This window comes from Micromonospora sp. PLK6-60, from assembly GCF_019890675.1.
Lineage (GTDB): Bacteria > Actinomycetota > Actinomycetes > Mycobacteriales > Micromonosporaceae > Micromonospora.
The window spans coordinates 90,691-117,127 of the sequence record NZ_JAIOAA010000006.1 but is presented as its reverse complement, the minus strand read 5'-3'; the positions used below and the strand labels follow the sequence as shown (position 1 = coordinate 117,127).

The 26,437-nt window shown below is 73.2% G+C and carries 22 protein-coding genes; 18 read left to right on the top strand and 4 right to left on the bottom strand.

The window, feature by feature from the left end; genetic code table 11:
• Positions 1-77: 77 nt before the first annotated feature.
• The 6 genes from K7640_RS13925 to K7640_RS13900 all read left to right on the top strand — a co-directional run bounded on the left by K7640_RS13925 (position 78) and on the right by K7640_RS13900 (position 7,469).
• Complete coding sequence (locus K7640_RS13925) at positions 78-1,883, top strand: ATP-binding protein (RefSeq protein ID WP_222955232.1); 1,806 nt, start codon at positions 78-80, stop codon at positions 1,881-1,883.
• Entirely contained in the window at positions 1,880-2,332 is a 453-nt protein-coding gene (locus K7640_RS13920) for a response regulator (protein WP_222955231.1), read from the top strand. The genes K7640_RS13925 and K7640_RS13920 overlap by 4 nt, the downstream gene beginning before the upstream one ends.
• Entirely contained in the window at positions 2,325-3,134 is an 810-nt protein-coding gene (locus K7640_RS13915; protein WP_222955230.1) for an inositol monophosphatase family protein, read from the top strand. Before K7640_RS13920 ends, K7640_RS13915 begins: the two co-directional genes overlap by 8 nt.
• 22 nt (positions 3,135-3,156) lie before the next feature.
• Positions 3,157-4,167 carry a hypothetical protein gene (locus K7640_RS13910; RefSeq protein WP_374198085.1) on the top strand — a complete coding sequence of 337 codons (1,011 nt, stop codon included), beginning with the start codon at positions 3,157-3,159 and terminating at the stop codon, positions 4,165-4,167.
• A gap of 36 nt (positions 4,168-4,203) precedes the next feature.
• Positions 4,204-5,757, top strand: a complete 1,554-nt coding sequence (locus K7640_RS13905; protein WP_222955229.1) for a fused MFS/spermidine synthase — start codon at positions 4,204-4,206, stop codon at positions 5,755-5,757.
• A 71-nt stretch (positions 5,758-5,828) separates the two neighbouring features.
• Positions 5,829-7,469: a serine/threonine-protein kinase gene (locus K7640_RS13900; RefSeq protein ID WP_222955228.1), complete on the top strand. Its 1,641-nt coding sequence runs from the start codon at positions 5,829-5,831 to the stop codon at positions 7,467-7,469.
• 71 nt (positions 7,470-7,540) lie between these two features.
• Here K7640_RS13900 and K7640_RS13895 read toward each other — a convergent pair whose 3' ends face one another.
• Both K7640_RS13895 and K7640_RS13890 read right to left on the bottom strand, forming a co-directional pair.
• The gene (locus tag K7640_RS13895; RefSeq protein WP_222955227.1) at positions 7,541-8,209 is read right to left on the bottom strand and encodes a TrkA family potassium uptake protein; all 669 of its coding nucleotides are present in this window, start codon (positions 8,207-8,209) and stop codon (positions 7,541-7,543) included.
• Positions 8,199-9,533 (bottom strand): TrkH family potassium uptake protein, encoded by a 1,335-nt coding sequence (locus K7640_RS13890; protein WP_222955226.1) that lies wholly within the window; start codon positions 9,531-9,533, stop codon positions 8,199-8,201. The genes K7640_RS13895 and K7640_RS13890 overlap by 11 nt, the downstream gene beginning before the upstream one ends.
• A 141-nt stretch (positions 9,534-9,674) precedes the next feature.
• Here K7640_RS13890 and K7640_RS13885 point away from each other — a divergent pair, with 141 nt between their 5' ends.
• The 8 genes from K7640_RS13885 to K7640_RS13850 all read left to right on the top strand — a co-directional run bounded on the left by K7640_RS13885 (position 9,675) and on the right by K7640_RS13850 (position 18,764).
• The gene (locus tag K7640_RS13885; RefSeq protein ID WP_222955225.1) at positions 9,675-10,787 is read left to right on the top strand and encodes a glycerophosphodiester phosphodiesterase; all 1,113 of its coding nucleotides are present in this window, start codon (positions 9,675-9,677) and stop codon (positions 10,785-10,787) included.
• Positions 10,788-11,100: 313 nt separating this feature from the next.
• Positions 11,101-12,747, top strand: coding sequence for a hypothetical protein (locus K7640_RS13880; RefSeq protein WP_255608976.1), 1,647 nt, complete (start codon positions 11,101-11,103; stop codon positions 12,745-12,747).
• 365 nt (positions 12,748-13,112) lie between these two features.
• The gene (locus K7640_RS13875) at positions 13,113-14,315 is read left to right on the top strand and encodes a substrate-binding domain-containing protein (protein ID WP_222955223.1); all 1,203 of its coding nucleotides are present in this window, start codon (positions 13,113-13,115) and stop codon (positions 14,313-14,315) included.
• A 3-nt stretch (positions 14,316-14,318) separates the two neighbouring features.
• On the top strand, positions 14,319-15,062 hold the full coding sequence (locus K7640_RS13870) for an ABC transporter ATP-binding protein (RefSeq protein WP_222955222.1): 744 nt from the start codon (positions 14,319-14,321) through the stop codon (positions 15,060-15,062).
• Positions 15,063-15,121: 59 nt separating this feature from the next.
• Positions 15,122-15,889, top strand: a complete 768-nt coding sequence (locus tag K7640_RS13865; protein ID WP_222955221.1) for an ABC transporter ATP-binding protein — start codon at positions 15,122-15,124, stop codon at positions 15,887-15,889.
• The gene (locus K7640_RS13860; RefSeq protein WP_222955220.1) at positions 15,889-16,779 is read left to right on the top strand and encodes a branched-chain amino acid ABC transporter permease; all 891 of its coding nucleotides are present in this window, start codon (positions 15,889-15,891) and stop codon (positions 16,777-16,779) included. Before K7640_RS13865 ends, K7640_RS13860 begins: the two co-directional genes overlap by 1 nt.
• Positions 16,776-17,903, top strand: coding sequence for a branched-chain amino acid ABC transporter permease (locus tag K7640_RS13855; RefSeq protein WP_222955219.1), 1,128 nt, complete (start codon positions 16,776-16,778; stop codon positions 17,901-17,903). The genes K7640_RS13860 and K7640_RS13855 overlap by 4 nt, the downstream gene beginning before the upstream one ends.
• Before the next feature lie 78 nt (positions 17,904-17,981).
• Positions 17,982-18,764, top strand: a complete 783-nt coding sequence (locus K7640_RS13850) for an SDR family NAD(P)-dependent oxidoreductase (protein ID WP_222955218.1) — start codon at positions 17,982-17,984, stop codon at positions 18,762-18,764.
• Positions 18,765-18,876: 112 nt separating this feature from the next.
• Here the strand turns inward: K7640_RS13850 and K7640_RS13845 are convergent, their stop codons facing one another.
• Positions 18,877-19,716 carry a hypothetical protein gene (locus K7640_RS13845; RefSeq protein WP_222955217.1) on the bottom strand — a complete coding sequence of 280 codons (840 nt, stop codon included), beginning with the start codon at positions 19,714-19,716 and terminating at the stop codon, positions 18,877-18,879.
• 141 nt (positions 19,717-19,857) lie between these two features.
• Here K7640_RS13845 and K7640_RS13840 point away from each other — a divergent pair, with 141 nt between their 5' ends.
• The 4 genes from K7640_RS13840 to K7640_RS13830 all read left to right on the top strand — a co-directional run bounded on the left by K7640_RS13840 (position 19,858) and on the right by K7640_RS13830 (position 25,308).
• Positions 19,858-21,105: an AfsR/SARP family transcriptional regulator gene (locus K7640_RS13840; RefSeq protein ID WP_255608973.1), complete on the top strand. Its 1,248-nt coding sequence runs from the start codon at positions 19,858-19,860 to the stop codon at positions 21,103-21,105.
• Complete coding sequence (locus tag K7640_RS30200; protein ID WP_255608972.1) at positions 21,093-21,605, top strand: hypothetical protein; 513 nt, start codon at positions 21,093-21,095, stop codon at positions 21,603-21,605. Before K7640_RS13840 ends, K7640_RS30200 begins: the two co-directional genes overlap by 13 nt.
• 76 nt (positions 21,606-21,681) lie before the next feature.
• Positions 21,682-23,802: a RecQ family ATP-dependent DNA helicase gene (locus K7640_RS13835; RefSeq protein ID WP_222955216.1), complete on the top strand. Its 2,121-nt coding sequence runs from the start codon at positions 21,682-21,684 to the stop codon at positions 23,800-23,802.
• 351 nt (positions 23,803-24,153) lie between these two features.
• Positions 24,154-25,308, top strand: a complete 1,155-nt coding sequence (locus K7640_RS13830) for a hypothetical protein (protein ID WP_255608971.1) — start codon at positions 24,154-24,156, stop codon at positions 25,306-25,308.
• A 13-nt stretch (positions 25,309-25,321) separates the two neighbouring features.
• Here K7640_RS13830 and K7640_RS13825 read toward each other — a convergent pair whose 3' ends face one another.
• Positions 25,322-26,254: a hypothetical protein gene (locus K7640_RS13825; protein WP_222955215.1), complete on the bottom strand. Its 933-nt coding sequence runs from the start codon at positions 26,252-26,254 to the stop codon at positions 25,322-25,324.
• Positions 26,255-26,437: the final 183 nt, after the last annotated feature.

Here is a 26,437-nt window from a genome sequence, read left to right as displayed (position 1 = left end):
CGAACGGAGACTGCCCTGGTGAGCGCGAGGAGCGAGCCGGTCCTGCGAGCCCCGCAGTCGCGAACGGAGACCACCCGGTGAAGACGTATCAGCAGGGGTGGACCCTGCGGCGGCGGGTGCTCGCGCTGTTGACCGTGGTGGGCGTGCTGCTGATCGGGCTGGCGGTGGCCGAGGCGGCCGTGGCGGCCCGCAACCGGCAGCACACCGACGCGGTGCTGACCAAGACCGGCCCGCTGCGGGTGCAGGGGCAGGAACTGCTCAACGCGCTGCTGGACCAGGAGACCGGCGTCCGGGGGTACGCGGTCAGCGGCGACCGGGCCGACCTGGCCCCGTACGAGAAGGGGGTCCAGCAGGAGCGGAAGACGGTGGCCCAGATCCGGTCGCTGGGCGCCGACTACCCGGAGGTGCTCAGCGGGCTGACCGCCGTCGAGCAGCAGGCGGATGCCTGGCGCGGGTCGGTAGCCGAGCCGGTGATCAGCACCACCGAGCGCAGCGGCACCGCCGCCGGGCAGGCGCTGATCAACGACCCGGCCCGGCAGCAGTTCGACCAGGTACGGGCCCGGGTGGGCACCCTCCAGGACGAGATCCTGCGGGAACGCCAGCGCAGCGCCCGGGACATCGAGCGGACCAGCAACCTGCTGGTCATCCTGCTGATCATCGCGGCCGTGGTGGTGGTGCTGGCCGGCGCGGCGCTGGTGCTGGCGCTGGAGCGGATGGTGGTCCGGCCGCTGACCGGGCTGGCCCTTCAGGTGCGGGAGGTCGCCGAGGGCGACTACCAGCACCACATCGACGGTTCGGGCCCGCCGGAGTTCCGCCGGCTCGCGGTCGACGTGGACGCGATGCGGCAGAAGATCGCCCGCGACCTGGCCGAGGTGCGCGAGGCCCGGGAGCGGATCGAGTGGGTCAACAGCCAGTTGCAGAAGCAGGCCGAGGAGCTGACCCGCTCCAACCGTGACCTGGAGCAGTTCGCGTACGTGGCCTCGCACGACCTCCAGGAGCCGCTGCGCAAGGTGGCCAGCTTCTGTCAGCTGTTGCAGCGCCGCTACGCGGGGAAGCTGGACGAGCGGGCCGACCAGTACATCGCCTTCGCCGTCGACGGCGCGCAGCGGATGCAGCGGCTCATCAACGACCTGCTGGCCTTCTCCCGGATCGGCCGGCTCACCACCGGGTTCACCGAGGTGGACCTGAACAAGGTGATGGCCGACGTGGCCGGCCAGACCGAGGCCGCCCGGCAGTACGCCGACGCGGAGCTGACCTGGGGCGAGCTGCCGGTGATCCGCGGCGAGGAGCCGTTGCTGACCAACCTGCTGGCCAATCTGGTCAGCAACTCGGTGAAGTTCCGCCGCCCGGACACCGTCCCGAAGGTGCACGTCTCGGCCCGCCTGGTCGGCGACGAGTGGGAGATCACCTGCCAGGACAACGGCATCGGGATCGAGGCGGAGTTCGCTGACAAGATCTTCGTGATCTTCCAGCGGCTGCACTCCAAGGACGCGTACCCGGGCACCGGGATCGGCCTGGCGATCGTGAAGAAGATCGTCGAGTACCACGGCGGCCGGGTCTGGGTGGACACCGACGTCGCGGAGGGCACGGCGATCCGGTTCACCATCCCGGCCCGGCCCGAGGACGTCGAGGCGGCCACCGTCGGCCAGGACGAGGCCGGCGAGGCGGCGAACGGCGAGGCACCGGCGGCCGACGCGGCGGTCGGCGAGGGGTCGGCGGTCGGCGAGGCGTCGGCCGATAGCGGGGCCGCCGAGGACGGCGCGGCCGCCGCGGACGTGCCGGAGCAGCCGGCGCGGACCACGGACGGGGTGTCGGTCGCCGGTGACGGCGAGGCCGACCCGCGGGGCGGTACAACGGATGGCATGAAGGAGAGGGTGGGATGACCGCGCCGGCGGACGGCAAGAGCCCGATCGAGGTCCTGCTGGTGGAGGACGATCCGGGCGACGTGTTGATGACCCAGGAGGCGTTCGAGGAGCACAAGCTCCGCAACCGGTTGACCGTCGTCTCCGACGGCGCCGAGGCGCTGGCCTACCTGCGGCGCGAGGGCCCCTACGCGGACGCGGTGACCCCCGACCTGATCCTGCTCGACCTCAACCTGCCCCGGCGGGACGGCCGGGAGGTGCTCGAGGAGATCAAGGAGGACGAGGTGCTGCGCCGGATCCCGGTGGTGGTGCTCACCACCTCCCAGGCGGACGAGGACATCCTGCGCAGCTACCAGCTGCACGCCAACGCGTACGTGACGAAGCCGGTCGACTTCGAGCGCTTCATCTCGGTGGTCCGGCAGATCGACGAGTTCTTCGTCAGCGTGGTGAAGCTGCCGCCGCGTGGCTGACACCCTGATCGACGACGTCGGCGGCCTGCTGCGGGAGGCCGCCGACGATGTCGTGGTGCCGCTGTTCCGCAAGCTGGACGACGCCGACATCACCGAGAAGGCCCCCGGCGAGCTGGTCACCGTCGCGGACCGGAAGGCGGAGGAACTGATCACCGCCGGGCTGCGCCGGTTGCGCCCCGGCTCGGTGGTGGTCGGCGAGGAGGCCGTCGCCGAGGATCCGGAGCTGCTGCGGCACCTGCACGGCGGCGGCGACGTGTGGCTCGTCGACCCGATCGACGGCACCGCCAACTTCGCCGCCGGCCGCCGGCCGTTCGCGCTGATGGTGGCCCTGCTGACCGACGGCGAGCCGGCCGCCGCCTGGGTGTTCGACCCCATGGCCGGCACGTTCGCCACCGCCCGGGCGGGGCACGGCACCCGGCTGGACGGTCGGCCGGTGCGGGCCGCCGCCGACGCGCCGCCGGTCGGCGCGCTGCGCGGCACCGCGATGACCCGGTTCCTGCCGCCGGCCGACCGCGCCGCCGCCGAGACCGGCGGCGAGCGGATCGGCGAGCTGCTCCCCGGCCAGCACTGCGCCGGCCGGGAATACCTCGACCTGCTCACCGGCAGGCAACAGTTCGTCCTCTTCTGGCGCACCCTGCCCTGGGACCACGCCCCGGGGGTGCTGCTGGTCCGTGAGGCCGGCGGGGTGGCCCGCCGGTTCGACGGGGCCGACTACCACCCGGCCGACGAGGGCCGCGGGCTGCTGGTCGCCGCCAGCGAGGAGATCTGGGCCGAGGCCCGCGAGGCGCTGGTCGCCCACTGAGACCCTGACGGAAGGACCCACCGTGCCCAGGATCAGCTTCCCCCGGCGGCTGTGCCGTCCGCTGATCGTCCTGCTCGCCGCCCTGGCCCTGCTGCTCGGCGCGGGCGCCGGGCCCGGCTGGGCCGCGCCCGACGAGGGTGGCTCGAAGAAGCTCCGGGACGCGCTGGAGGCGGCGGCCAAGGGGCACATCGAGGCCACCGCCCGGCTGGACAACTCCAAGCGCCGGCAGAAGGCGCTGACCGGCCGGCTGAAGGCCGTCGAGGTCCGGCTGGTCGAGCTGACCGCGCAGGTCGGCGAGGTGGCCGCCCAGTCGTACCGGCTGGGGCGGCTGACCCCGATCGCGGCGTTGCTGGACAGCACCACCCCCGAATCCTTCGTCCGCCGGGCCGGCGAGCTGGACGTGATGGCGCAGCGGGACGGCCGGCGGCTGCGGGCGCTGGCCGAGGCGCGGGCCGAGGCCCGGACCGCCAAGCTGGCCATCGACGCCGAGGTGCGCGAGCAGCAGAAGCAGGTCGTCGTGCTGGCCAAGCGGAAGCGGGACGCCGAGCGGGCGCTGGCCGAGGTCAGCTCCGGCACCGGCTCCGGGTTCGGCGGCGGGTCGGCGTCCGCCCGGCCCGCGCCCCGCAACTCGGACGGCTCCTGGCCGTCCGAGTCCTGCTCGGTGTCCGACCCGACCACCTCCGGCTGCATCACGCCGCGCACCCTGCACATGCTCAAGCAGGCCCAGTCGGCCGGCTACCAGCGCTACGTCTCCTGTCACCGCAGTGGTGGCGGCGGCGAGCATCCCAAGGGTCGGGCCTGCGACTTCGCCGCCGCGAAGGGCGGCTTCGCGAACGTCTCGGCCAGCGGCGGGGACAAGGCGTACGGGGACAGCCTGGCCACGTATCTCAAGAGCAACGCGGGCCGGCTCGGCGTGATGTACGTGATCTGGTACCGGCAGATCTGGATGCCGAACACGGGCTGGCGGGCGTACAGCGGCGGGGGCAGTCCGGCCGCCGACCACACAAACCATGTTCATGTTTCGATGTACTGACCTCGTCGCCCAGGTTCGCTGCGTACCATCGCCCCGGTGAACTCCGCATCCTCCGAGGTCGCGGCCGAGGCCGTGACCGACGTCCCGACCGGGCACCGGGCCCTGCCCAACGGCCTCGCCGCGTTCCTGGTCTTCCTGTCCAGCGGCGCCGTGCTGGTGCTGGAGACCGTGTCGCTGCGGCTGGTCGGCCCGTACGTCGGGGTGACCCTCCAGGTGACCAGCTCGGTCATCGGCATCGCGCTGGCCGCCATCGCGTACGGGGCGTGGACCGGCGGCTGGCTGGCCGACCGGCGGGACCCGCGCACCCTGCTGGCGCCCGCGCTGGTGCTGGCCGGCATCGCCACCGCGGTCACCCTGCCGATCGTCCGGTACGCCGGTGAGGTGCTGCGCGGCGGCGCGGCCAGCGGGATCCTGCTGCTCACCGCGCTGGCCGTCTTCGTCCCGGCGGCGCTGCTCGCCGCGGTCACCCCGCTGGTGGTCAAGCTTCAGCTCGCCGACCTGCGCCGCACCGGGCAGGTGGTGGGGCGGCTCTCCGGCATCGGCACGCTGGGCGGCATCACCGCCACCCTGGTGACCGGGTTTGTGCTGGTGGCCGCCCTGCCCAGCACGGTGATCGTGATCGCGCTGGCGGTGCTGCTGGGCGTCACCGGGCTGGCGCTGGGGGCGTACCTGCGCCGGCAGGTGCCGGCCGGGCTGCCCGGTCCGACCCGGGCGAAGGCCACGCTGGCCGTGCTGGGCCTGGTCGGGGCGGGGTTGAGCGCGGTCGCGCCGAACCCGTGCGACACCGAGACGGCGTACCACTGCGCGCGGGTCGACACCGACCCGGACCGGCCGAGCGGCCGGTTCCTGCTGCTCAACTCCGCCCAGCACTCGTACGTCGACCTGGCCGACCCGACGCACCTGGAGTACGCGTACACCCAGTGGTTCGGGGTGGTGGCCGACGAGGCCGCGCCGAAGGGTCGCCCGCTGGACGCGCTGCACCTGGGCGGCGGCGGGTTCACCATGCCCCGGTACCTGACCGCCACCCGGCCGGGCACCGACAACCTGGTTTTCGAGATCGACGGCGCGCTCGTCGACCTGGACCGCCGCGAACTGGGCGTACGCACCGGTCCGGGGCTGCGCGCCGAGGTCGGTGACGCCCGGGTGCTGCTCGGCGGGGAGGCCACCGACAGCCGCGACCTGATCGTCGGCGACGCCTTCGGTCACCTGGTGGTGCCGTGGCACCTGGCCACCCGGGAGATGGCCGCCGACATCCGCCGGGTGCTCCGGCCGGGCGGCGTCTACCAGCAGAACGTCATCGACTACCCGCCCGGCCGGTTCATCCGCAGCGAGCTGGCCACCGTCGCGGCGGAGTTCCGGCACGTCGCGCTGATCGCCCCGCCGGCCGCGATCAACAACCAGCACGGCAGCAACTTCGTCATCGTGGCCTCCGACGTGCCGCTGCCGCTGGCCGCGCTGGACCGCCGGGTCGGCGGGCTCACCGAGCCAGCGGTGCTGCTGCACGGCGCCGCCTTCGACGAATGGGTGGGCGACGCGCTGGTGCTGACCGACGACTTCGCGCCGGTGGACCAACTGCTCGCTACCGCCTGATCGGGTGACATTCGTGACCGATTCTGACGGTAGAGGTGTAGCCGGGGGGTTGGCGGGCAAAAGCTCGAACCATGGGTGGAGCTGCACGCAACGGCGCACAACTGCTCGATGAGCGGTACCGGCTGATCGAACAGCTCGGCGCGGGCGGCATGTCGGTCGTCTGGCGCGGTTACGACGAGGTGCTCGGGCGCCAGGTGGCGGTCAAGGTGCTCGCCTCCCGGCTGGCCAGCGACAAGGCGTTCCGGCACCGGATCCGGTTGGAGGCGCAGGCCGCCGCGCGGCTCTGCCACCCCAACATCACAAACGTGTACGACTACGGCGAGTCCGAGCAGGTCGGGCTGACCGTGCCGTACGTGGTGATGGAGCTGGTGGACGGCGGCCCGCTCAGCGCCCGGCTGGCCGGCGGGGCGCTGCCCTGGCGGGAGGCGGTGACCATCGGCGCCGAGGTGACCTCGGCGCTGGCCACCGCGCACGCCCGGGGCGTGGTGCACCGCGACGTCACCCCGGGCAACGTCATGCTCACCTCGACCGGGGTGAAGGTGGTCGACTTCGGCATCTCGGCGCTGGTGGGGGAGAGCGACAAGGGGCCGGACGGCGCGCTGCTCGGCACCCCGGCCTACCTGGCCCCGGAGCGGCTGGACAACGGCCAGGTCTCCCCGGCCACCGACGTGTACGCGGTGGGCCTGCTGCTCTACCGGATGCTTACCGGCCGGCTGCCCTGGCAGGCCCGGACGACCACCGAGATGCTCCGCGCGCACATGTACCACGAGCCGGGCCCGCTGCCGGCCGTGCCGGGGCTGCCCGACGAGGTCGCCGAGCTGGTCGGCCGCTGCCTGGCCAAGCGTCCCGCCGACCGGCCGGCCACCGCCGAGCTGGCCCGTACGCTGGCCGAGGCGGCCGGGGTGCTCGCGGCCGTGCCGGTCTCGCCGGCGCCCGGCACCCACGACCCGGCGCTGCTGTCCAGCGTCGGCACCACGATCCTGCCGTGGTCCACGGACACCGACGCGTTGCCCTTTTCCAGCGTCCGTTCCCGGGAGCGGACCCGCCGTTCGGTGTCCCGCCGCCGCCGGGTCGAGGCCGGGGTGGCCGCCGCGGGCCTGGTCGCGGTGACCGCCGGCGTCTGGGGGCTCACCTCCCGCAGCCCGGCCAGCGGCGGGGTGGACCGGCCGGTGGAGGCCGCCATGGGGCTGTCGCCGTCCGTCTCCTGCGACGTGGACTACGTGCTGCGCCGGGACACCGGCAAGGACTTTACGGCCGACCTGACGCTCACCAACACCGGCCGCACCGAGCTGCGCGGCTGGACGATGAGCTTCACCTTCCCGGGCAAGCAGAAGGTGGCCGGTGCCACCCCGGTGCCGGCCCGGCAGGCGGGCCGGACGGTGGAGATCACCCCGGCCGCCGGGCGCGACGCGCTGGCGCCCGGCGCGGCGCAGAAGGTGGCGTTGACCGGCTCGTACACCGGCACCAACCCACTGCCGGTGGAGTTCCGGCTGGGCGACACCACCTGCGGGGTGGAGGTCGCCGGGGTGGCCGGCTCGGTCCCGCCGCCGCCCGCGGCGCCGAAGACGACGACCGCCAAGGCCCCGGCGAAGGCGCCGGCCGCGAAGGCGGCGGGCAGCGGCGGCGGCGCCGCCGCGAAGACCAAGCCGCCGAAGCCCAAGCCGAAGCACGCCGCGAAGGGCAAGGGTGAGGGAAAAAAAGCGGGAAAGTAGCGAAGAAGGGAGCCGCCAAGCCGAAGCCTAAGAAGGACGCCGGCAAGGGCCCGAAGAAGTGAGGGCCGTGGTCAGGCCAGGGCCGCGAACCGCTGCACCTGGCCGATGGTCCCCTCGACGATGAGTACGCTCTCCGGCGCGAGCACGGTGTCCGGGGAGGCGTAGCGGAACCGTTCGCCGGGCAGCTTCGCGCCGACCACCATCACGCCGTACCGTTCGGCGGGGGTGATCTGCCGCAGCGGGCGGCCGGCCAGCGACGCGGGCACCCGCACCTTGGCGATGGCGAAGTCGTCGTCGAACTCGATGAAGTCGAGCATCCGGCTGACGATCAGGTGGGCCACCCGCTCGCCCGTCTCCGCCTCGGGGAAGACCACGTGCTGCGCGCCGACCGAGGACAGGATCTTGGCGTGCTTGCCGGAGGTGGCCCGGGCCCAGATCTGCGGCACGCCCAGCTCGGTCAGGGCGAGCACGGTCAGCACGCTCGCCTCCACCGACGCCCCGATGGCCACCACCACCCGGTGGAAGTCGGCGATGCCGAGCTGGCGCAGCGCGTCCTCCTCGGTCGCGTCCGCCTGCACCACCCGGTCGAGCTGACCGGACCAGCGCTGCACCCGGTCGGCGGACCGGTCGATGGCGAGGACGTCATGGCCGAGGTGGGTGAGGGAACCGGCGAGGTGGCAGCCGAACCGGCCCAGGCCGATCACCGCGACGGGGCTGTCGTCCGTCGTTCTAGCCGACAATGGGTTGCTCCTCCGGGTAGCGGTACAGCCGGCGCCGGGTGTTCAGGGCGATCGCCGAGCCGAGGGTGAGCGGGCCGATCCGGCCGATGTACATGAGCGCGGCCAGCAGGTACTGCCCGGGCTCGGGCAGTCGGGAGGTGACGCCGACGGTCAGGCCGGTGGTGCTGAACGCCGAGGTCACCTCGAACAGCACGGCGTAGAACCGGACGTGCTCGACGAGGGCGATCACGCAGACCGTGCCGCCGACGACCAGGGCCACGCTGAGCAGCGCCACGGTCAGCGCCTGCCGCTGGCTGGCCGCCGCGATCCGGCGGTTGCCGATCGTGACGTCCGGCTCGCCGCGCAGCTCCGCCCAGATGACGAAGCCGAGCAGGAAGAACGTGGACACCTTGATGCCGCCGGCGGTGCTGGCGCTGCCCCCGCCGATGAACATCAACGCGATGAGCATCGGGTAGCTCTCCTCGGTGAGCTTGCCGACGCCGACCACGTCGAACCCGCCGGTGCGGCTCAGCGCGATCTGGCTGAACGACGCGAGCACCTTGCCCGCCGGGTCGAAGGTGCCGATGGTGCGGGGGTTCGCCCACTCGGCGACCAGCAGGTAAGCGAAGCCGACCACCAGCAGCACCACGCTGCCCCAGATGGTGAGCTTGGTGGCGACCGCCCAGCCGCGCGGTCGCCGCCACTCGCGGACCGCCTCGAAGAGCGCCGGAAAGCCGAGCCCGCCGACGATCCCGCCCAGGGCGAGCGGCAGCATGATCCAGGGATCGCGGGAGAAGGCCAGCAGCCCGTTCGGATACAGGGTGAAGCCACCGTTGTTGAACGCCTGCACGGAGTGGAAGACCGCCGACCAGAGCGCGTGGCCGGGTGGATAGTCGAACGCCAGCCAGAGCCGGCCGGCGACGACGGCGGTCATCAGGGCCTCGGCGGTGAACACCGTGCCGGCGATCCGCAGCAGCAGCCACCGTACGTCGGCGATGCCGTACTCGGCGCTCTCGGCCTGCACCAGCAGCCGGTTGCGCAGCCCGAGCTGCCGGGAGACGGCCAGGATGACAAGCGCCGCGCCGGTGAGGATGCCCAGCCCACCGACCTGGGTGAGCACGGTGATCATCACCAGGCCGAAGGTGTTCCAGTAGGTCGGGGTGTCGTTGACGGCCATGCCGGTCACCGAGACCGCCGAGGTGGCGGTGAACAGCGCGGTGACGAACGGGGTGTACCGGTGCTCGCTGTCCGCCCAGGGCAGCATCAGCAGACCGGTGCCGAGCAGGATCACCGCCAGGAAGCCCAACGGCACCAGCCGTACGGGATGACGGAGAAACCGGCGCACCAGACAATCTTTCCCTTTCCGCCCGCGCCCGGTGCGGAAACCCGCAACCCGGAGATTCACCTCCCGGCCAGCCCTCGACCAACTGGCGGTCAGCCGGGGCCGGTCTGCTGTGCGCATCCCTCGACGAATCAGGAGACGGCGATGCGACGTACCCTTTCCGCCCTCGGTGTGGCCGGGGCGCTGCTGGCGGCGGCCGTGGTGGTGCCGGCGGTGGCGTCCGCCGACCCGAAGCCGGGCCCGGACCGGTCCCGGGAGGCCGTGCGGCCGGTGGTGATCGGGCACCGGGGCGCCAGCGGGTACCGCCCGGAGCACACCCTGGAGGCGTACCGCCTGGCGATCCGGATGGGCGCCGACTACATCGAGCCGGACCTGGTCTCGACGAAGGACGGCGTGCTGGTCGCCCGGCACGAGAACGAGATCTCGGGTACGACGGACGTGGCCGCCCGGCCGGAGTTCGCCGGCCGCAAGGCGACCAAGACCATCGACGGCGTGTCGGTCACCGGCTGGTTCACCGAGGACTTCACCCTGGCCGAGCTGAAGACGCTGCGGGCCAAGGAGCGGCTGTCGCAGGTGCGGGTCGCCAACACCGCCTTCGACGGGCTGTTCCAGGTGCCGACCTTCCAGGAGGTCATCGACCTGGCCCGGACCGAGTCCACGGCGCGTGGCCGGACCATCGGCGTCTATCCGGAGACCAAGCACCCGAGCTACTTCGCGGCCATCGGGCTGCCGCTGGAGGAGCCGCTGGTCGCCGTGCTGAAGGCCAACCGGCTCACCCACCGCAACGACCCGGTCTTCGTGCAGTCCTTCGAGACGGCCAACCTGCGCAAGCTGGACCGCATGATCGACGTGCGGCTGGTCCAGTTGCTCGACGCCGCCGGCCGCCCGTACGACTTCACCGTGGCCGGTGACGCGCGCAGCTACCAGGACCTGGCCACGCCGGCCGGCCTGGCCTGGATCGCGAAGTACGCCGACGGCATCGGGGCGAACAAGAACCTGATCGTGCCCCGGGACGCCGGCGGCCGGCTGCTCGCCCCGACCACCGTCATCCGGGACGCGCACCGGGTCAAGCTGGTGGTGCACGCCTGGACGTTCCGGGTGGAGAACCAGTTCCTGCCGGTCGACTTCCGGATCGGCGCCGACCCCAACGCCCGCGGCGACATCACCGCCGAGTACGAGCTCTTCCTGGGCCTCGGCCTGGACGGCGTCTTCGCCGACCAGCCGGACACCGCCGTGGCGGCCCGCGCGGGCCTCTGACCAGCACGTTTCGTGGGGTCCGGCGGCGGCCGGGCCCCACGTTCTGTGGTCGTCGCCGGGTGGTCGTGGTGCTCCGGCGGGCGTGCCGGGTCCTGGTCAGACGCTACGAACTTGTCGCCGGGCTTGTAGGCGAAAGATCCTCGGTATGCCCTAATAGGGAGCAAAACGGGACGAATAACTAAATACTGACACCCGCGTGGCCCGTGCACAGGCGGGCCGGGGATCGCGCCGTGCCACACACGGCGTACGGGGGTAATGAATGTCGATTCTGAGCACGAGACGAGCACGCCGACCGTGGCGTGCCGCTGCGGCGTTGTCGCTGGTCGCCGGCCTGTTGCCGCTGGTTGTGCCGCAGGCCGTCGGGCCGGCGCGGGCGGCCGCCCCAGCCGACCCGCCGGCCACGGTCGTGGTCAACAAGAACTGGGTGATCAACGGGACGGCCTATCCGAACCCGACCCAGCCGCCGCAGTTCCAGGCGACCCTGCTGTTGTCCGACGTCGAGCGGAACTGGGGCGAGGAGTACTCGACCTTCCAGTCCGGGCAGACGGTGGTGATCGACGAGCGGCTCGACACCGCGCTGCTGCCGCCCGGTTGCAGCAACACGGCCAGCGGTGACCTGGGCGAGCAGCTCCTCGTCGAAGGGACGAACACCTTCCAGATCACCAACACGGTCACCTGCGTGACCCTGCTGACGCTGGTGAAGGCGGTGCAGAACCCGTACGGCGGCACCGCGAGACCCGCGGACTGGACCCTGCGCGCGGAGCCGCGCTCGCTGGTGCTCCCGGTCATCAGCGGGCACAGCGGCGAACCGTCCGTGACCAACGCGCAGATCGGCCCGAACGTCGGTTACCAGTTGCGGGAGACCGGCGGCCCCGCCGGGTACGAGCAGGTCGACGGGGTGCGCTGCGTCGACGACGCGACCGGGCTGGTGGTACCGACCCCGGGCAGCGTGCTCACCGCCGGGCCGACGCAGCGGGTCACCTGCACGTTCACCAACCGGCAGCTCCCGCCGCCGCCGGGCCAGGCCCGCGTGACGCTGGTCAAGACGGTGGAGAACAGGTTCGGCGGCACGGCTCGACCGCGGGACTGGCTGCTGCACGCCACCCCACCGCCGGGCTCCTCCGCCACCCCGATCAACGGCCGCAGCGGCCAGCCCGCGGTGACCCGCGCGGTGGCCGTGGCCGGGGTCGGCTACACCCTCACCGAGAGTGGTGGGCCGGCGGGCTACGCCCAGATCGGCGCGGTGCGCTGCGTCTTCAACGACACCGGTCAGGTGGTCCCGACCCCGCGCAACGTGCTCACCCCGATCGCCGGCCGCAGCTACACCTGCACCTGGCGCAACGGCCAGCTCGACCCGGGGCGGGCGTACCTCACCCTGGTCAAGAACGTGTGGACCGGCGGTGACGGCTGGTCCGGCGGTGACGGCTGGTCCGGCGGGGACGGCTGGTCCGGTGGGGACGGCTGGTCCGGTGGGGACGGCTGGTCCGGTGGGGACGGCTGGTCCGGTGGGGACGGCTGGGACGGCAGGAGGGCCAAGCCCACCGACTGGCTGCTGACCGCGACGCCGCTCAACGGCGCGAAGCCGATCAGCGGCAGGTCCGGCAGCCCGGCGGTCACCAGGGTGTCGGTTCAGGCTCGGGTGGGTTACCGGCTCACCGAGTCCGGCGGCCCCCGGGGTTACGAACCCGGACCGCTGCGGTGCGTGCTCACCGGCACCGATCGGCAGGTACCCGTGGTGAACAGCGTGGTCACCCCGCAGCGGGGGCAGGCCATCACCTGCACGTTCAACAACAAGCGGGTGCAGAAGCCCGGACCGCCGCACGGCAAGGGCCGGGAGCACCTGCCGGTCACCGGTGTCAAGCTGACCGGGCTCATCGCCGGCGGCTCGCTGGCCCTGCTCGCCGGCGTGGTCCTGCTGGTGCTCGGCCGGCGCCGGCGCTCCCTGGCGGGGAGTCGATGAGCTGACCGGCGAGGTCGCCGTGACCGGATGACCGGCGCGGACGGCAGTGGTGGCCCGGCGGGTGCCGGTGCCGGTGGAGGCGTGCAGCGCCCGCCGGCCCGGCCCCGCCGGGCCACCGGCGTCTCCGGCCCTCGCCGGGGGCTGCCGGGCGATGGCGGGGTGCGACACACCCGCCGACCGGGCGGTGGCGATCACGGCCACCGTGCGTCGGGCCGGTTACGGCCCGGGGCCGCAGGCTGTAACGCCAGGCCATCCCATCCCGGTGACTTGTGTGCGTCCACCACATAGCCCGTGGGTGACGTCACTTCTAGCGTGAGCCGACACATAGAGTTCCCCCCACCTCCGAGTCCTCACGTGGAGTCGCAATGACGGTCCGGACGACGCGGCGGGCGTTCCTGTCCGCCACCATGATGGCCGCGGCGCTCGCCGCAAGCGCCTGTGGCAGCCCGCAGGAGACCGCCACCGGCGGCGGCGACAGCGCCGCCCCGGTCAAGGTTGGCCTGGTCTATTCCCAGTCGGGCCCGCTGGCCAGCTACGGAAAGCAGTACATCGAGGGTTTCAAGGCCGGGCTCGACTACGCCACCAAGGGCAGTGGCAAGGTCGGCGACCGGAAGATCGAGCTGACCGAGGTCGACGACGCCGGTGACCCGGCGAAGGCGGTCTCCGCGGCGAAGGACCTGATCGGCAAGGGCACCAAGATCCTCGCCGGCTCCACCGCGTCCGGCGTGGCCCTCCAGGTGGCCCCGATCGCCGCGCAGAACAAGGTGCTGTTCATCTCCGGACCGGCCGCCACCGACGCGGTCACCGGCGCGAACCGGTACACGTTCCGCTCCGGCCGGCAGTCCTACCAGGACGTGGTGACCGCGAAGTCGTTCATCGGCGACCCGAGCGGCAAGAAGGTCGTGGTCTTCGCCCAGGACGGCGCCTTCGGTGACGCGAACGAGGCCGCGGTGAAGGCGGTCATCGGCGGCGCCGGCGCGACCGTCAGCAGCGTCCGGGCCCCGGCCAGCGCCACCGAGTTCACCCCGTTCGCCAGCCAGATCAAGGCCGCCAAGCCGGACCTGCTCTTCGTCGCCTGGGCCGGCGCCACCGCCCCGGCCATGTGGCAGACCCTCGACCAGCAGGGCGTCCTCTCCTCCACCACGGTCGTCACCGGCCTGGACATCCGGGCCTCCTGGCCGACCTTCGGCGCCGCCGGCAGCAAGATCTCGTTCCTGTCGCACTACTTCGACGGGGCCAGCGACACCGAGGCGGCCAAGGCCGCCAAGGCCAAGATCCCCGGCGGCAAGCTCGACCTGTTCCACCCGGACGGCTTCGCCGCCGCCCAGATGGTGGTCCGCGCGGTCGCCGAGGGCGGCGACGACGTGGAGAAGATGATCAAGGGTCTGGAGGGCTGGCAGTTCGAGGGCGTCAAGGGCCGGATGACCGTACGCGCCGACGACCACGCCCTGATCCAGCCGATGTACCAGGCCAAGCTGACCGGCAGTGGCACCGACTTCACCGCCACCGCGCAGAAGACCCTGACCGGCGACGAGTCCGCGCCGCCGGTCACCCAGATGAAGGGCTGAACCGTGCTCGCCACCCGCGGTCTGACCTGGCGGATCGGTGAGGTCGCCATCGTCGACGACGTCGCGCTCGACCTGGCGCCCGGGGAGTTCCTCGGCGTCATCGGGCCCAACGGCGCCGGCAAGACCTCACTGTTCAACCTGATCACCGGCCTGCGCCGGCCGACGGACGGCCGGATCCTGCTGGACGGGAAGGACATCACCGCCCTTCCCCCGCACCGGCGGGCCCGCCTGGGGATGGGACGTACCTTCCAGTCGTCCTCGGTCTTCGGCTCGCTCACCGTGCGGGAGAACGTCCGGCTCGCCGTGCAGGCGCACCGCGGGGGCTCGATGAAGCTGTGGCGGCGGGCGGCGGCCGACCGGGAGGTCGCCGCCGCCGCCGACGCGGCGCTCGACCGGGTCGGCCTGCACCACCGGGGTACGGCCCTGGCCGGCACCCTCGCCCACGGCGAGAAGCGCAAGCTGGAGATCGCCCTGCTGCTCGCCGGGGAACCCCGGGTGATGTTGCTGGACGAGCCGATGGCCGGCGTCAGCGCCGAGGACGTGCCCGAACTGGTCGCGGTGATCCGGTCGCTGACCGGCGACAGCGGGCGGTCGGTGCTGATGGTCGAGCACCACATGGACGTGATCCTGGAGTTGGCCGACCGGATCGCCGTGATGCACCACGGCGCCCTGCTGGCCTGCGACACCCCGGACACGGTGATGGCCAACGCCACCGTCCAGGAGGCGTACCTGGGGGAGGCGCTCTAGTGAGTGCGAGGAGTGAGCCGGGTTTGCGAGCCCCGCAGTCGCGAACGATAGAGGGCTCAGTGGAGCCGATCCTGACCGTGGCGGACCTGTCGGTGCGGATCGCCGGGCTGCACATCCTCCAGGGGGTGTCGTTCACGGTCGCGCCCACCGGGGTCACCGTGCTGCTCGGCCGCAACGGCGTCGGCAAGACCACCACGCTGCGCGCCGTCGTCGGGTTGACGCCGCGCAACGGCGAGGCGCGCGGCAGCGTACGGATGGACGGGCACGACCTGCTCGACCGCCCCACCCACCGGCTGGTCCGCGCGGGCCTGGGCTACGTGCCGGAGGACCGCTGCGTCTTCGCCGGCCTCACCGTCGCGGAGAACCTGCGGCTCGCCGAACGGCGCGGCACCACCCCGGCGTACGACCGGGTCTACTCCCTCTTTCCGGAACTGGACCGGCGCGGGCGGCAGCGGGCCGGCTCGCTCTCCGGCGGCCAGCAGCAGATGCTGTCGATCGGCCGGGTGCTGCTCAACGACAACCGGCTGCTGCTGGTCGACGAGCCGACCAAGGGGCTGGCGCCGAAGGTGGTGACCGAGGTGGCCGAGGTGCTGGAACGGGTCGCCGAGTCCGTGCCGGTGCTGCTGGTCGAGCAGAACCTGGCGGTGGTCCGCCGGCTCGCCGCCGCCGCGGTGGTGCTCGCCGCCGGCCGGGTCGCCTGGACCGGTGCCGCGGACGTGCTGCTGCGCGAGGCCGAGCTGACCCGCTCGCTGCTCGGCGTCGGCTCCGGCGACGGCGGCCAGCACGGGGCGCCGACCGCCGCCGGCGTACGGAAGGACGAGAGCTGATGAGCACGGTCATCCTGCTGACGCTGACCGGGCTGGGCCTGGCGGCACTGTATTTCCTGGTCGCCTCCGGCCTCTCCCTGGTCTTCGGGCTGGCCGACGTGCTCAACTTCGCGCACGGCCTGTTCCTCGGCGTCGGCGCGTACGCCACCTGGTGGGCGTCGGGGAACCTGCCGGGCGCCGGCCCGGACGGCCTCGGGTTCGTGCTGGCCGTCGCCTTCGGGCTGGCCGCCGGCGTGCTGGTGGCGGTGCTGGTCGAGTTGGTGCTGATCCGGCCGCTCTACTCCCGCACCATCGAACAGGTGCTGGTCACCGTCGGCCTGTCGCTGGCCGGGGTGGCGCTGCTCCAGGCCACCTGGGGCGCCGACCCGCGGCCGTTCCCCCGACCGGCGTGGACCCGGGAGGTCACCTCCGTGTTCGGCGCGAACGTGCCGAACGCCGGGCTGCTGCTGATCGTGGCCGCCGCGGTGGTGCTGGCCGCGCTGCTGGCGTTCCTCCGCTGGACCCGGTACGGCCTGATCATCCGGGCCGGCGTGGAGAACCGGGAGATGGTAACCGCGCTCGGCATCGACGTGCGGAAGGCGTTCACCCTGGTCTTCGCGATCGGCGGGGCCGCCGCCGCGCTGGCCGGCGCGCTCGGCGGCGTCTACTTCGGCAACGTCTCGCCCGGCCAGGGCGGCTCCCTGCTGATCTTCGCCTTCATCGTGGTGGTGATCGGCGGGATGGGCTCGGTGGTCGGCTCCGCGTACGCGGCGGTCGCGGTGGGGCTGCTGCAACAGTTCGTCAACTACTACGGCCCCTCCGGCCTCGGCGACGTCTGCGTGGTGGCGCTGCTGGCCGTGGTGCTGCTGCTGCGCCCGCAGGGCTTCGCCGGAAAGGTGGCAACCGCATGACCGAGGTGAAGAGCCCCGAGGTGCCCGCGCCGCCGGCCACGGTGCCCGCCGAGCTGACCCCCGGGCACCGGCGCTGGCACGGGCTGCGGCCGTACCTGCCGCTGGTGGCGCTGGCGCTGGCCCTGGCGGTGCCGTACTCGACGCTTACCCTGCCGGGGATCTTCGAGGGGCCGCTGAACTCGCCGGGCACCCTGCAACTGCTCGCCGTCTGCCTGGTCTTCGGTGGTCTCGCCGCCGGTTACGACCTGCTCTTCGGCCGGACCGGGCTGCTCTCCTTCGGGCACGCGCTCTACTTCGCCGCCGGGGTGTACGGCACCGACATCCTGATCACCCGGGCCGGGCTGCCGCTGTGGCAGGCGGCGCTGCTCACCATCACCGGCGGGACGATCCTGGCCGCGCTGCTCGGCGCCATCGCGCTGCGTACGGTGGGCATCGCCTTCGCCATGGTGACGCTGGCCTTCGCCCAGGTCGGGGCGATCCTGGTGGCCCGCGACTTCGGCGGGCTGACCGGTGGCGAGGAGGGGTTGCCGCTGGACGTGTCCGGGCTGCCGGCCGGGCTGGTCGGGGTGGCCAACACGGTAAACCTGTACTGGCTGGCGCTGGCGTACCTGGCCGTGGTGGTGCTGGTGGTGCACCGGGTGAGCGGGTCGCCGACCGGGCGGGTGCTGGCCGGGCTGCGCGACGACGAGCGGCGGATCGGGGTGCTGGGGCTCGACCCGTACCGGTTCAAGCTGGTGGCGTTCACCCTGGCCGGCGGCTTGGCCGCGGCGGCCGGGGTGGTCTACTGCCTGATCGTCGGCGGCGCCAGCCCGCACATCACGTCCTCCGAGCTGACCCTGTCGCTGCTGGTCATGGTGGTGCTCGGCGGCCCCGGCACCCGCTGGGGCCCGGTCCTCGGCGGCATCCTCTACATGTACCTGGACCACCGCCTCACCGCCTTCGGCAGCAGCGACGCGGTGAACAGCCTGCCCGCCTTCCTCAGCCACCCGCTGAGCCAGCCGCTGTTCGTCCTCGGCACCGTCTTCATCCTGGCCGTCTACTTCTTCCCCGGCGGCCTGGCCAGCCTCAAATCCCGCCTGACCCCCCTCCTCACGGCCCTCCGCCGCCCCCCTGCCCTCCACTGACCCCGCGTCGGCGCGCGCGTCGCCCCGTTGATCATGAAGTTAGCGTCGCGACACGCCCGGTCGGAGGGCGCTAACCTCATGATCGACGCAATCGGGCGGAGGGGGCGTGCGGTGGTGCGGGAGCGGTTGGCTGTGGTCAGCGGCGGGGGGACGGGGATCGGGGCCGCCGTTGCCCGGGTGCTGGTCGAGGACGGGTACGACGTGATGATCGTGGGGCGGCGGGCCGATGTGCTGCTGGTCGCCGCCCAGCGGATCTCGGCGGAGTGCGGGCGGCCGGAGGCGGTCAGCGCGGTCACCGCGGACCTGACCGATCCGGCCCAGCTCGCCGCGGTGGTCGAGGCGGTCGGGGAGCGGACCGTCGACGTGGTGGTCAACAACGCCGGCGGCTACCTGGGCGGGGACACCGCCACGCTGGCCGGGGTGGCCGCGCAGTGGCGGGCCAACCTGGACGCCAACGTGCTCACCGCCGTACTGCTCACCGAGGCGCTGCTGCCGGCGCTGCGCCGCCCCGGTGGCCGGGTGATCCTGCTCAGCTCCATCGCCGCCCAGCGCGGCGGCGGCGGGCCGTACTCGGCGGCGAAGGCGGCCCTGCACGGCTGGGCGTATGACCTGGCGGCGCAGCTCGGCCCGGAACAGATCACGGTCAACGTGGTCAGCCCCGGCTACGTCGCCGAGACCGAGTTCTTCGGCGACCGGATGACCCCGGAGGGGCACGCGAAGCGGGTCGACGCGACCCTGGTCAAGCGCGCCGGCCTGCCCGACGACATCGCCGCGGCGATCCGCTATCTGGCGAGCCCGGCGGCCGGCTACGTCACCGGCCAGGTGCTCGGCGTCAACGGCGGCAGCGTCCTCGGCCGCTGATGTGTAAGGAGGGGCCCCTTATTAACAGACGTCTGTTAATAAGGGGCCCCTCCTTACACCTCGGGGTGGCGGCCCCCCGGGTGGCCGCCGCCCCCGCCTCAGCACTTGTGGATCAACTGTTCAGGATCTCGTAGACCAGGGCCGGTGCCTTGGTTGCCGCGTCGCCGGTCGGCGCGCTGATCTTCGGGGTGCTGCCGAAGCCGCTGTACTGCACGACGTACTGGTAGGCCTTGCGGTCGCCGGACGCCGGCATCTTCAGTACCAGCGAGGCGAGATGCTCGTCCGGGCCTACCGTGGCGGTGAAGGGCACCCGTCGGCCGGCCGCGCCGAGTGCCGCTGCCTCGCCCTCCTCCAACGCGTCGCCGACATTCCCCTCGGTCACGTCGATGAAACCGGCGTACTTTCCCGGGCCCCGCTCCTCAACCGAGGTGGCCGCCCCGATCAGCGGGGCGGCGCTGCCCGGGTCCGCGCCGTCGTACTCCGGAATCACCCCGCTAGCGGTGATCTTGGACTTGTCCAGGCTCATCCACTTGTCCGGGAATCTCGGGAGGCCAGAGTGCCCGTTGAACTTGATCTTCACCCAGGTCTTGTCCTTGATCGTCAGGAACGACATCTTGGCGCTGATGCCGTCCTTGTCCGGCCCGCTCGCCAGGTGGATCTCATAGGCCAATGACTCCGGATCGATCCGGCCGTTCAGCTTGCTGGACGAGTCCCTCCCGCTGAACCGGAAGGTGCTCTCCCCCTCGTCGGGAACGGCGGCGAGGAGCGTCTCCTTAGGACTGGCCGACGGGGTCGGGCTGGCTGTCGGGGTTGATCCGGTGGTCCGGTCGGGCACCGCTCCCGGCCCTTCCTTCGTCCCGCAGCCGGCCAGCAGGGCGGTCGCGGCCAGCAGGGCAGCAAACACCCCCGTCGCCCGTCGGATGCTGCCGTTGCCGCCCGTTGCCTGTGTCATCGCATGTCTCTTTCTCGTTGCCTGGCCTCTGCCGAGGATCATCGTGGGGGCGGGCACGGCGCTACGGCTGCCGATATGCTGCCGTTCGGCTGACGGCACTGCCATCCGGCCGCCAGTGGGGCCTCAGGAGCGGAAACACGCATGTCAGGAACGACGGTGCGGCCGGGTGCCGTGAATCCGCGGACGCCTCATCCGCTGCGTTTCGCCATCCTCGGGGCTCAGCGGGCGTGGTACACCGACCGGCAGCTCGACCTCGGTCCCGGCAAGCAGCGCGCCGTGCTGGCCGTTCTGGTCCTGTCGGCCGGTCGTCCGGTGTCCACCGGGCAGATCATCGAGGCGGTGTGGCCCGACGAGCCGCCCGCGAACGGCCCCAACGTCGTGCAGAAGCACATCGCCGGGTTACGCCGGCTGCTGGAGCCCGACCGGTCACCCCGTACGCCGGGGCAGGTGCTGACGCTGACCGACGCCGGATACCGGCTGGGGATCGCGCTGGAGTCGGTCGACGCGGTCCGCTTCGAGCAGGGTGTGCACCGGGCGCGGCAATGGCACGCGGCGGGCCGTACCAACGAGGCCCTCGCCGAGGTGACCGCAGCGCTGGAGCTGTGGCAGGGCGAGCCGTTCACCGGTTTCACCGGGCCGTACTTCGAGACCGCGCGGCACCGGTTGATCGAGCTGCGCGCCGTCGCCCTGGAGACCCGAGCCGAGCTGGGACTGGCCGCTGGGCGGCATCGCGAACTCGTCGGCGAGTTGGTTGAGTTGGTGGGCGAGTTCCCGGTCCGGGAACGGCTGCGCCACCAGCTGATGCTGGCGCTGTACCGCAGCGGGCGGCAGGCCGAGGCGCTGGCCGCATACCGCGATTTCGCCCAGCTGCTCCGCGACGAGTACGGCATCGAGCCGGGCGAGACACTCCAGCAGCTGCACGGTCGGATCCTTCGTTCGGACCCGACGCTCGCGCCAGCGGCGCCGGACATCGGCCTGCCTGCCGCGGAGGCAGGAACGACCGCCACCGTTGGCGGTGATTCGGCCCTACCGGAGCGCGCGGTGGACCTGCCGCCGCCCGGGGTCACGCCGCCACCTGCGCCGCACGCGGTGGCGGACCTGCCGCGAATGCGGGGCGGGGCGGCCATGTTCCCGCCGCCGGTGGCGCCGGCCCCCACAGCTGCCCCGGCGGGGATGCCTCCGGCCTTCGGTGGGCACCACCTCCGCGGTCGCCCCGGTGGCTTCCGGTCGGCGCGACGATCGCCGGCGCGACGCTCGCACTGCTGTCCTTCGGAATGCTCACCTGGGCGGTGGTCCTGGGCTACGCGTTGTGGCGGCGTAGCTGGCGGCTCGCCCTGGCGGGGAGCGGATACTTCCTGCTGGTCGTCGCCCTCGTCGTGGTCGCCCTGACGTCGCCGGTGCCGCCCGACCAGCCCGCCCCGGACCACGAGACTCTGTTCTTCATCATTGTGTTGGGCATCTGCTGGGGGTTGGGCACCGGCCATGTGGTGCTGCTCAACCGCGCCGTGATGTCGGCGCTCAGCCGGGCCTCCGGGGCGGGTCAACGCGGCGGCGCAGAGGAGCGACGAGCGCGCCGGGAGCAGGCCCGCCACCTGCTCCACCACTATCCGTCGGCCCGGGTCGAGCTGCACATCGGCCGGCCCGACCTGCCCCGGACGTTTGACGACGGCGGGTTGGTGGACGTCAACGCCGTCCCGGATCAGGTGCTGGCCGGGCTGCCCGGACTGACCGATGACCAGCGCCGTCTGATCATTACCGACCGCAGACGGCACGGGCCGTACGGGTCGCTGGAGGAACTGGGTGGCCGCTGTCCGTTGCCGGCAGCGACCACTGCGCTCCTCCGCGATGTGCTGATATTCGTCCCGCCCCTGCCATTCACCCGATCTTGACGGTGTTAAGCGGGGGCCCTTCCTATACAGAATGCGTTAGCAGGGGGCCCCTCCTTACACCTGGTAGAAATGCCGGATGGGTGACGATCGGGCGGCGGTACGGGAGCGCGCCGAGGCGGTGCTGCGTCGGTTGGCCGGCGAGCACGCCCGGCTGCGGGAGGATCAGTGGCGCGCGATCGAGGCGCTGGTGGTCGACCATCGGCGGGTGCTCTGCGTACAGCGCACCGGCTGGGGCAAGTCGGCGGTCTACTTCGTGGCCACCGCGCTGCTGCGGGAGGGCGGCGAGCACGGCCCGACGGTGATCGTCTCGCCGTTGCTCGCGTTGATGCGCAACCAGGTCGAGTCGGCCGGCCGGGCCGGCATCCGGGCCCGCACCATCAACTCGGCGAACCTGGACGAGTGGGACGAGATCACCGCCGAGATCCAGGCCGGGGCGGTGGACGTCCTGCTGATCAGCCCGGAACGGTTGAACAACCCGGACTTCCGCGACACCGTCCTGCCGAAGCTGGCCGCGACCACCGGGCTGCTGGTGGTGGACGAGGCGCACTGCGTCTCGGACTGGGGGCACGACTTCCGGCCCGACTACCGCCGGCTGCGGACCTTCCTCGGCAACCTGCCGGACCGGACCCCGGTGCTGGCCACCACCGCCACCGCCAACGCCCGGGTCACCCAGGACGTGGCCGAGCAGCTTGGTGACGCCCTGGTGCTGCGCGGCACGCTCGACCGGGAGTCGCTGCGGCTCGGCGTACTCGACCTGCCCGGCCCGGCGCACCGGCTGGCCTGGCTCGCCGACCACCTGGACGGGCTGCCCGGGTCCGGGATCATCTACACGCTGACCGTGGCGGCGGCCACCGAGACCGCCGAGTTCCTGCGCGCCCGGGGCTGGTCGGTGGCCGCGTACAGCGGGCAGGCCGAGGACGCCGACCGCCGCGCCGCCGAGCAGGACCTGCTCGACAACAAGATCAAGGCGTTGGTCGCCACCAGCGCGCTCGGCATGGGCTTCGACAAGCCGGACCTCGGCTTCGTGGTGCACCTCGGCGCGCCGCCCTCGCCGATCGCCTACTACCAGCAGGTCGGCCGGGCCGGCCGGGCCGTCGACCACGCCGAGGTGCTGTTGCTGCCCGGCGTGGAGGACGCGGCCATCTGGCGCTACTTCGCCTCGCTGGCGTTCCCGGCGGAGGAGCAGGTCCGGGCGGTGCTCGCCGCGCTGCCCACCGACCGGCCGATGTCCACCCAGGCCCTGGAACCGGTCGTCGACCTGCGCCGGGCCCGGCTGGAACTGATGCTGAAGGTGCTCGACGTGGACGGCGCGGTCCGCCGGGTGCGCGGCGGCTGGCTCGCCACGGGCGAGCCGTGGGTCTATGACGGGGCCCGGTTGCGCCGCGTCGCCCAGGCGCGCACCGCCGAGCAGCAGGCCATGCTCCAGTACGCGGCCACGACCGGCTGCCGGCTGCGTTACCTGCGGGAATGCCTGGACGATGCCGGGGCGGGCGACTGCGGCCGGTGTGACAACTGCGCGGGCGCCCTGTTTGGCACCGAGGTGTCCGACGCCGCGCTGACCGCCGCGCAGACCTTCCTCGGCCGCCCCGGGGTGGAGCTCGCCCCGAAGAAGCTCTGGCCGACCGGCCTGGAGCCGGTGGGCGTACCCCTGAAGGGCCGGATCCCCCCGACCGAGCAGGCGCTGCCCGGCCGGGCCGTGGGCCGCCTCTCCGACCTGGGCTGGGGTGGGCGGCTGCGCGGCCTGGTCGGTCCGGAGGCGGCGGACGGCCCGGTCCCCGACGACGTGGCGGCGGCCGTGGTCGAGGTGCTCAAGGCCTGGGCGCACGGCGACGACCCGTGGCCCCGCCGCCCGGCCGGCGTGGTCGCCGTCGGCTCCCGTACCCACCCGGCCCTGGTCGACTCGCTGGCCGAGCGGATCGCCGCGGTCGGCCGGCTGCCGCTGCTCGGCCGGGTCGTCCCGACCGGCCCGCCGGGCGCGGGCGGCCCGCGGGGCAACAGCGCCCAGCGGGTGCGCGCGCTGCACGACGCCTTCACCGTCCCCGACGAGCTGGCCGGCGCCGTCACCGCGCTGGACGGGCCGGTGCTGCTCGTCGACGACCTGGTCGACTCGGGCTGGACGATGGCCATGGTGGCCCGGCTGCTGCGCCGCGCCGGCGCCCCCGACGTGCTGCCGCTCGCCCTGGCCGTCGCCGGCTGACCGCGCCCGGTCCGGAGGGCTGACGCCCGGTGGGGCGGCGACCGCAGCCGGGCCGCTCAGGGCCGGTGACAGACCGCTATGCGGCAAGCCGGGCCGTCCAGGGCCGGTGACAGGCCGGTATGCGGCAAGCCCGCCGGTGCGTCCAGGGCACCGGTATGCGGCGCCCGCCGGTGCGTCCACGGCAGGTGATGGGCCGGTATGCGGCAAGCCCGCCGGTGACCGGCCGGCGTGCGACGGGGCTGCGGCGGAGCCGGCGGGGCGGGGAAGTTCCGGGCGATCGTTGATTGCGACCATTGCCACGACGGGCGGTGGTCGCCCGGGCCGCCCGAAACGTGCCGGTACCGTGAGTTCATGCCCGAGCAGCTCTCCGCCCCGCACCCGCCGGTGGGTGGGGAACGGCCGGCGCCCGCCGACGACCGCCCGGACGATCTGCCGGGCGGCCCGCAGCCGAACGGGGAAGGGCCGGCACCCGCCGATCACCGTCCGGGCGACCTGCCGGTGGACGGGGAACGGCCGGCGCCCGCCGACCGCCGTCCGGGGGGCCCGCCGCCGGACGGGGTGGACCGGGGCACGTTGCGGCTGGCGCTCACCGTGGGCGGTCTGGTGCTCGCCGTCCTGCTCGGCTTCGGCCTCGGCCGGGCCAGTCCCGGCCCGGCGGCGCGGACCGGCGCGGAGCCGGGGACCGGCGCGACGCCGGCCGGCGCCACCGGTGGCGGCAGCACCCCCGGCGGGGAGCACAGCCACGCGCCGGGCACCGGCGCCCACCAGCACGGCTCGGCCGTCGCCGGCCAGCCGGACCCGGCCGCCGCCGACGGGCTGTCGGTCAGCGCGTCCGGCTACACCCTCACCCCGGTGCGCGCGAACCTCGTCGCCGGTCGGGCCGGCGAGTTCCGGTTCCAGATCCGCGACGAGCGGCGGCGCCCGGTCACCCGCTTCGCGATCGTGCACGACAAGCCGCTGCACCTGATCGTGGTGCGCCGGGATCTCACCGGCTACCAGCACCTGCACCCGGCCATGGCACCGGACGGCACCTGGTCGGTGCCGCTGACCCTGGCCGAGCCGGGCGTCTGGCGGGCGTACGCGGACTTCACCGCCGTCGCCGACGACGGCCGGCAGACCGCGGCGACCCTCGGGGTGGACCTGGCGGCCCCCGGCGACTACCGGCCGCGTCCGCTGCCCGTCCCGGCCACCACCGCGACGGTTGACGACTTCACCGTCGGCTACCGGGGGGTCCCGGAGGTCGGCGCCGCGGTGCCGCTGGCCTTCACGGTCCGCACCGGCGACACGCCCGCCGCCCTGGAGCGCTACCTCGGCGCGTACGGGCACCTGGTGGCGCTGCGCGAGGGCGACCTCGGCTACCTGCACGTGCACCCGGAGCCGGCGCCGGCCGGGGACGCGGTGACGTTCTGGCTGACCGCCTCGGGGCCGGGACGTTACCGGCTCTACTTCGACTTCCAGGTGGCCGGCGTGGTGCGTACCGCCGAGTTCACCGTCACGGTGAGCTGACCCGGCGGGTCGATCAGCCGGCCGCGAATCCGGCCAGCGCCCGCAACCCCAACCGGGTGGCGGCGTCGTTGGCGAACCAGACGTGGTACTCGTTGGCCGGGTCGAACCCGGCCCGGCCCGCCGCCGCCCAGTCGTCCCGGTCCAGCAGGGCCAGGTAGTCGGCGAGCAGCCGGTCCCGCTGGGCCGGCGTGCAGCTCAGCTCCGTCGGCGCCGACCGGTCCAGGTGGTCGGCGAGCCGGGCGAGCGACAGGTACCGGGGCATCGTCGGCGGCCGGCCGGACAGGTGCCGCAGGTATTCCCCGAGCACCGTCGGTGCGGGCGGGTAGTTGGCCAGGGTGGCACCCATGCCGTGGTTGCCCGCCATGGTGAGCAGCACCCGGGCGGTCTGGCCCAGGATCTCGTCGTCCACCTCGTCGGCCCGGATGGCCTCGGCCAGGTACGACACGGTCGCCACCGGCCCGACGTAGTACCCGTCGAGATAGTTGCCGTCCAGGCCGTGCCGGAGCAGCCACTCCCGTACGGCGGTGGCGGCATGGGCGCACAGCGCCTCCATGACGTAGACGCGTCCCCAGCCGGTGGTCCGCGCGGCCAGCCAGAGCAGCGCCGCCCCGCCGCCGGGTCGACGCCGCAGCGCGTGCGCGGCGAGCGGGCCGAAAGAGGTGGAGAGCAGCCCGATGGTCTGGATCAGCGGGATGTCCCGGTCGTCGTGGTCCTCGGCGAGCAGCGCCAGGCCGAGCACGACCGCGTCGAGGCGGGTGCCGTGCCGGACCAGCCAGCGCCCGGTACGGCGGACCCGCTTTCGCTTCCCGCGCAGCGCGGCGGCGGCGATGTGCGGGTTGTGGTGGATGGGGACGCCGAGGTCGAGGACCGCCTCGGCGAGCTCGGCCGGGGTCGCCGTCGGGTCCGCGAAGTGGGCGTCCAGCGCGGCCGCCACATCGCTGCCCACCCGGCGCGGCCGATCGGCTCCGGCCGGGCGGGGCTGTCGTTCCGCCGCGGCCCGGCGTTCCTCGTCGTCCGGATAGGGTTCGCCCGATCTGGGCAGTGGCGAGTCCGGATGCGCGCGATGCAGCCGCAGCGCGTGGGCGTAGAAGCTGGGCCGGGATCCGAGCTCTGCCGGCTCGGGGGTCTG